3 protein-coding genes are annotated in these 3926 nt (G+C 73.0%); all 3 read right to left on the reverse strand.

Going from position 1 to position 3926, the window contains the following annotated elements:
* On the reverse strand, positions 1–441 hold a 441-nt coding region (locus AE652_RS12735), incomplete at its 3' end, for a trypsin-like serine protease (protein ID WP_049651422.1).
* A 92-nt stretch (positions 442–533) separates the two neighbouring features.
* Positions 534–2105, reverse strand: a complete 1572-nt coding sequence (locus tag AE652_RS43085) for a trypsin-like serine protease (RefSeq protein WP_159028440.1) — start codon at positions 2103–2105, stop codon at positions 534–536.
* 101 nt (positions 2106–2206) lie between these two features.
* Positions 2207–3823: a trypsin-like serine protease gene (locus tag AE652_RS43090; protein WP_053112054.1), complete on the reverse strand. Its 1617-nt coding sequence runs from the start codon at positions 3821–3823 to the stop codon at positions 2207–2209.
* Positions 3824–3926: the final 103 nt, after the last annotated feature.

Raw genomic sequence — 3926 nt, forward strand, 5'->3', positions numbered from 1 at the left:
ACGCAGCGACTGCCCGGCCGTCGGCGCCGAGGTGCCCACCTCCAGCGGCGTCACACCGTCGACCGGCACGGCCAGCCGGGCCATCACCAGGTCGCGGTCGGCGCGCGGCACCAGCTCGACCACCTGGGCCGACTTGGCACCGACGGTGGCGGTGGTGTTCCACTTCGGCTTGCCGGCCGCCAGCGCCTGCGGCTGCGCCGGGTCGTCGGCGAAGCAGGAGGCGGCGGTGAGCACCCAGTACTGGTCGATCAGCGCGCCGGTGCAGCCGCGCAGGCTGTCGCCGATGACGATCCGCGCGGTGGTGGCGGAGGTGGTGTCGGCCGCGGCGCCGCCGGAGACGGCGCCGGCCGGGGCGAAGGTCGTCAGCGCGCCGGCGGCAGCGGCCGCGACGGCTGCCAGCACACCCGCCCGCCGCGGGCGGAGCTGGGACTTGCGGGACATGGGGACTCCCCTTCGGGTCGGTGGGTGGGAGCCCGCGGGGGCGGTCGGTCTCGCGCCGACGGCCCCCGCGGGGCACGGGTACGGGACCCGGGTCAGCCGGTGGTGGCGGCGATGCCCTGGATGGCGCTGCTGGCGACCTCGTAGAAGGTGGTCCAGCTGCCGTCGGCCTTCTTGTCGGCGGTCCAGATCTTGGCGTCGGTGCCGATCGCGAACAGGCGGATGGTGTCGCCGATGGTGGTGGCGGCGACCTGCTTGACGCCGAGGACGTCGGGCACCTTCTCGAAGGTGGTCCAGGGGCCGTTGCCGGTGCTGTCGGTGGTCCAGATCTGGCTGTCGGCACCGACCGCGAACACCCGCACGGTGTTGCCGATGGTGGTGGCGGCGATGTGCTGGATGCCGCTGCTGGGGATCGCCTCGAAGGTGCTCCACGTGCCGGCGGTGTAGTCGCCGGTGCTGGTCCAGATCCGGCCGTCGCCACCGATCGCGAACAGGCGCACGGTGTTGCCGACGACGGTGGCGGTCACCTGCTTGATGGCGCTGCTGGGCAGCGGCGAGAACGCGCTCCAGGTGCCCGCGGCGTAGTCGCCGTCCGCACCGTAGATGCGCTCGTCGCCGCCGATGGCGAACAGGCGCACCTTGTCGCCCATGGCGACGGCGGTCACCTGCCGGATGCCGCTGTTGCCCGGCACGACCTCGAACGGCGACCAGGCGCCGGAGGCGTCCCTGGTGGTGGTCCGGATCCGCTGGTCGCTGCCGATGCCGAACAGGCGCACCTTGTCGCCCATCGTGACGGCGCTGACCTGCCGGACGCCGCCGCTGTTCGGTACGGCCTCGAAGGTGCCCCACACGTTCGTGGTGTACGCGCCCTCGTTGGCCCAGATCTGGCTGTCGCCGCCGATCGCGAACAGCCGGCTGGCCGGACGGGAGACCCGCACCTGGTTCACCCAGCCGGCGAGGTCGTCGACCCGGGAGCTGAACGCGCCGGTCCGGGTCTCGGTGGCCGGGGTGCCCAGGCAACCGCCCTGCCACGAGCGGGAGGCCACGGCCACCAGCTCGGCCTTGCCGTTGACCTCACGGATCGCCGGGGCACCGGTGTCACCCTTGCAGATCGAGGCGCCGCCGGTGCCGGTGGTGGCGACACCCGTCGCGCTCACGGTGTCGACGGTGAACGCGCCGGTGTGGAGCTTGTTCGGCACCCACTCGTCCTTGGTCCGGCCGAAACCGGCGACGCGCAGGCTCTGCCCGGCGGTCGGGGCGGCGGTGGCGACCGCGAGCGGGGCGATGCCGTCCACGGGCGTGGCGAGACGGGCCATCACCAGGTCACGGTCGGCGCGCGGCACCAGCTCGGCCACCTCGGCCGACTTGGCGCCGAGCGTGACGGTGGTCTTCCACTTCGGCTTGCCGGCCGCCAGGGCCTGCGGCTGCGCCGGGTCGTCGGAGAAGCAGGAGGCGGCGGTGAGCACCCAGCTGCGGTCGACCAGCGCGCCGGTGCAGGCGCGCAGGTTGTCACCGATCGTCAGACGGGCGGTAGAGGTGTAGGTGTTGTCGGCAGCCTCGGGGCCGACCACGGCACCCGCCGGAGAGACGGCGCTCAGCGTGCCGGCGGCGGCGGCCGCGACCAGCACACCCGCCCGACGGGAACGGAACTGGGACTTACGGGACATCAGGAATTCCCCCCTGAGGAGTGACGAGAAGGTGGTGTCCCGCCGGACCGGCGACCGGACGGCGGCCGGTCCGGCGGGACGCGGTGCGGTGCGGGTCGGGGTCAGCCGGTGGTGGCGGCCGTGATCGCCCTGACGCCGGTGGCGCCGCCGGGGACCTCGCCCCACGGGGTCCACCGGCCGGCGTTGTAGTCGGCGTCGCGGTTGTAGACCTTGTCGTCCTCGTTGATGGCGACGACGTGGATGACGTTGCCCTCGGCGCTGCTGGTGATCGCCTTCAGGTGGTTGTCGCTGATCTTGGTCCAGACGGGGTCCCAGCGGCCGAGGTCGAAGTTGCCGTTGGTGCTGAAGAGCGAGCCGTCGGAGCCGATGATCTGCAGGTCGACGATGTTGCCGCGGGCGGCGGCGGTGATGCCCTTGACGTCGACCGCACCGCCCGGGACCTCGGCCCACGGGGTCCAGCTGCCGTCGGGCCGGTTGTCGCGGGTGTAGACCTTGCCGTCCTCGTTGATGACGAAGACGTGGCCGACGCCGTCGGCGGTGGTCGCGCTGGTGATCGCCTTCAGGTTGTTGACGCTGACCAGCTCCCAGGAGCCGACCCACCGGCCGGCGGTGTAGTCGCCCCGGGTGCTGTACAGGGAGCCGTCGACGCCGATGATCTGCAGGCCGACGGTGTTGCCGCGGGCGGACGCGGTGATGCCCTTGACCCCGACCGCACCGCCCGGGACCTCGGCCCACGGGGTCCAGTAGCCACCGACCTTGCCGTCACGCGTGTAGACCTTGCCGTCCGAACCGACGACGAAGACGTGCACGGTGTCGCCGATCGCCACCGAGTCCACGGCGGAGAGGGCACCGCTCGGGACGGGCGACCACTTGCCGAGCCAGCTGCCGGCCTTGTAGTCGGCCACGGTGTCCCACAGCTTGGTGTCCGACCCGATGACCTGCACGTGCAGGCCGGCCGTCACCTCCGTCGTACGGAACCGCACCTCTTGCACCCAGCCGCCGATGTCGTCGACGCGGGAGCTGAACGCGCCGGTACGGGTCTCGGTGGCCGGGGTGCCCAGGCAACCGCCCTGCCACGAGCGGGAGGCCACGGCCACCAGCTCGGCCTTGCCGTTGACCTCACGGATCGCCGGGGCACCGGTGTCACCCTTGCAGATCGAGGCGCCGCCGGTGCCGGTGGTGGCGACACCCGTCGCGCTCACGGTGTCGACGGTGAACGCGCCGGTGTGGAGCTTGTTCGGCACCCACTCGTCCTTGGTCCGGCCGAAACCGGCGACGCGCAGGCTCTGCCCGGCGGTCGGGGCGGCGGTGGCGACCGCGAGCGGGGCGATGCCGTCCACGGGCGTGGCGAGACGGGCCATCACCAGGTCACGGTCGGCGCGCGGCACCAGCTCGGCCACCTCGGCCGACTTGGCGCCGAGCGTGACGGTGGTCTTCCACTTCGGCTTGCCGGCCGCCAGGGCCTGCGGCTGCGCCGGGTCGTCGGAGAAGCAGGAGGCGGCGGTGAGCACCCAGCTGCGGTCGACCAGCGTGCCGGTGCAGGCCCGCAGGTTGTCGCCGATCGCCAGGTGCGCGGTGTAGGCGTAGGTGTCGTTGGCGGCCGCGTCGCCGACCACGGCGCCGGCCGGGGGCGTGGCGAGGGTGGTCAGGGCGCCGGCGGCGAGGACGGTGGCCAGGGCGCCGGCCCGCAGGTTGCGGGTCGAGGAGTTGCGAGGCATAGGGGGATTCCCGGAGGTGAGAGGTGGGAGGTGGATGCGGGCGGTGGCCGTCAGCCGGTGACGGTCAGCTCGAGGAGGCTGGTCGCGTTGCCGTTGCTGCCCT

The sequence above is a fragment of the Kitasatospora sp. MY 5-36 genome (genome assembly GCF_001182915.1).
GTDB lineage: Bacteria > Actinomycetota > Actinomycetes > Streptomycetales > Streptomycetaceae > Kitasatospora.

Coding starts and splice junctions, on each gene's coding strand:
- AE652_RS43090 (WP_053112054.1), bottom strand. CDS start 3,823: ATGCCTCGCAACTCCTCGACCCGCAACCTGCGGGCCGGCGCCCTGGCC.
- AE652_RS43085 (WP_159028440.1), bottom strand. CDS start 2,105: ATGTCCCGTAAGTCCCAGTTCCGTTCCCGTCGGGCGGGTGTGCTGGTC.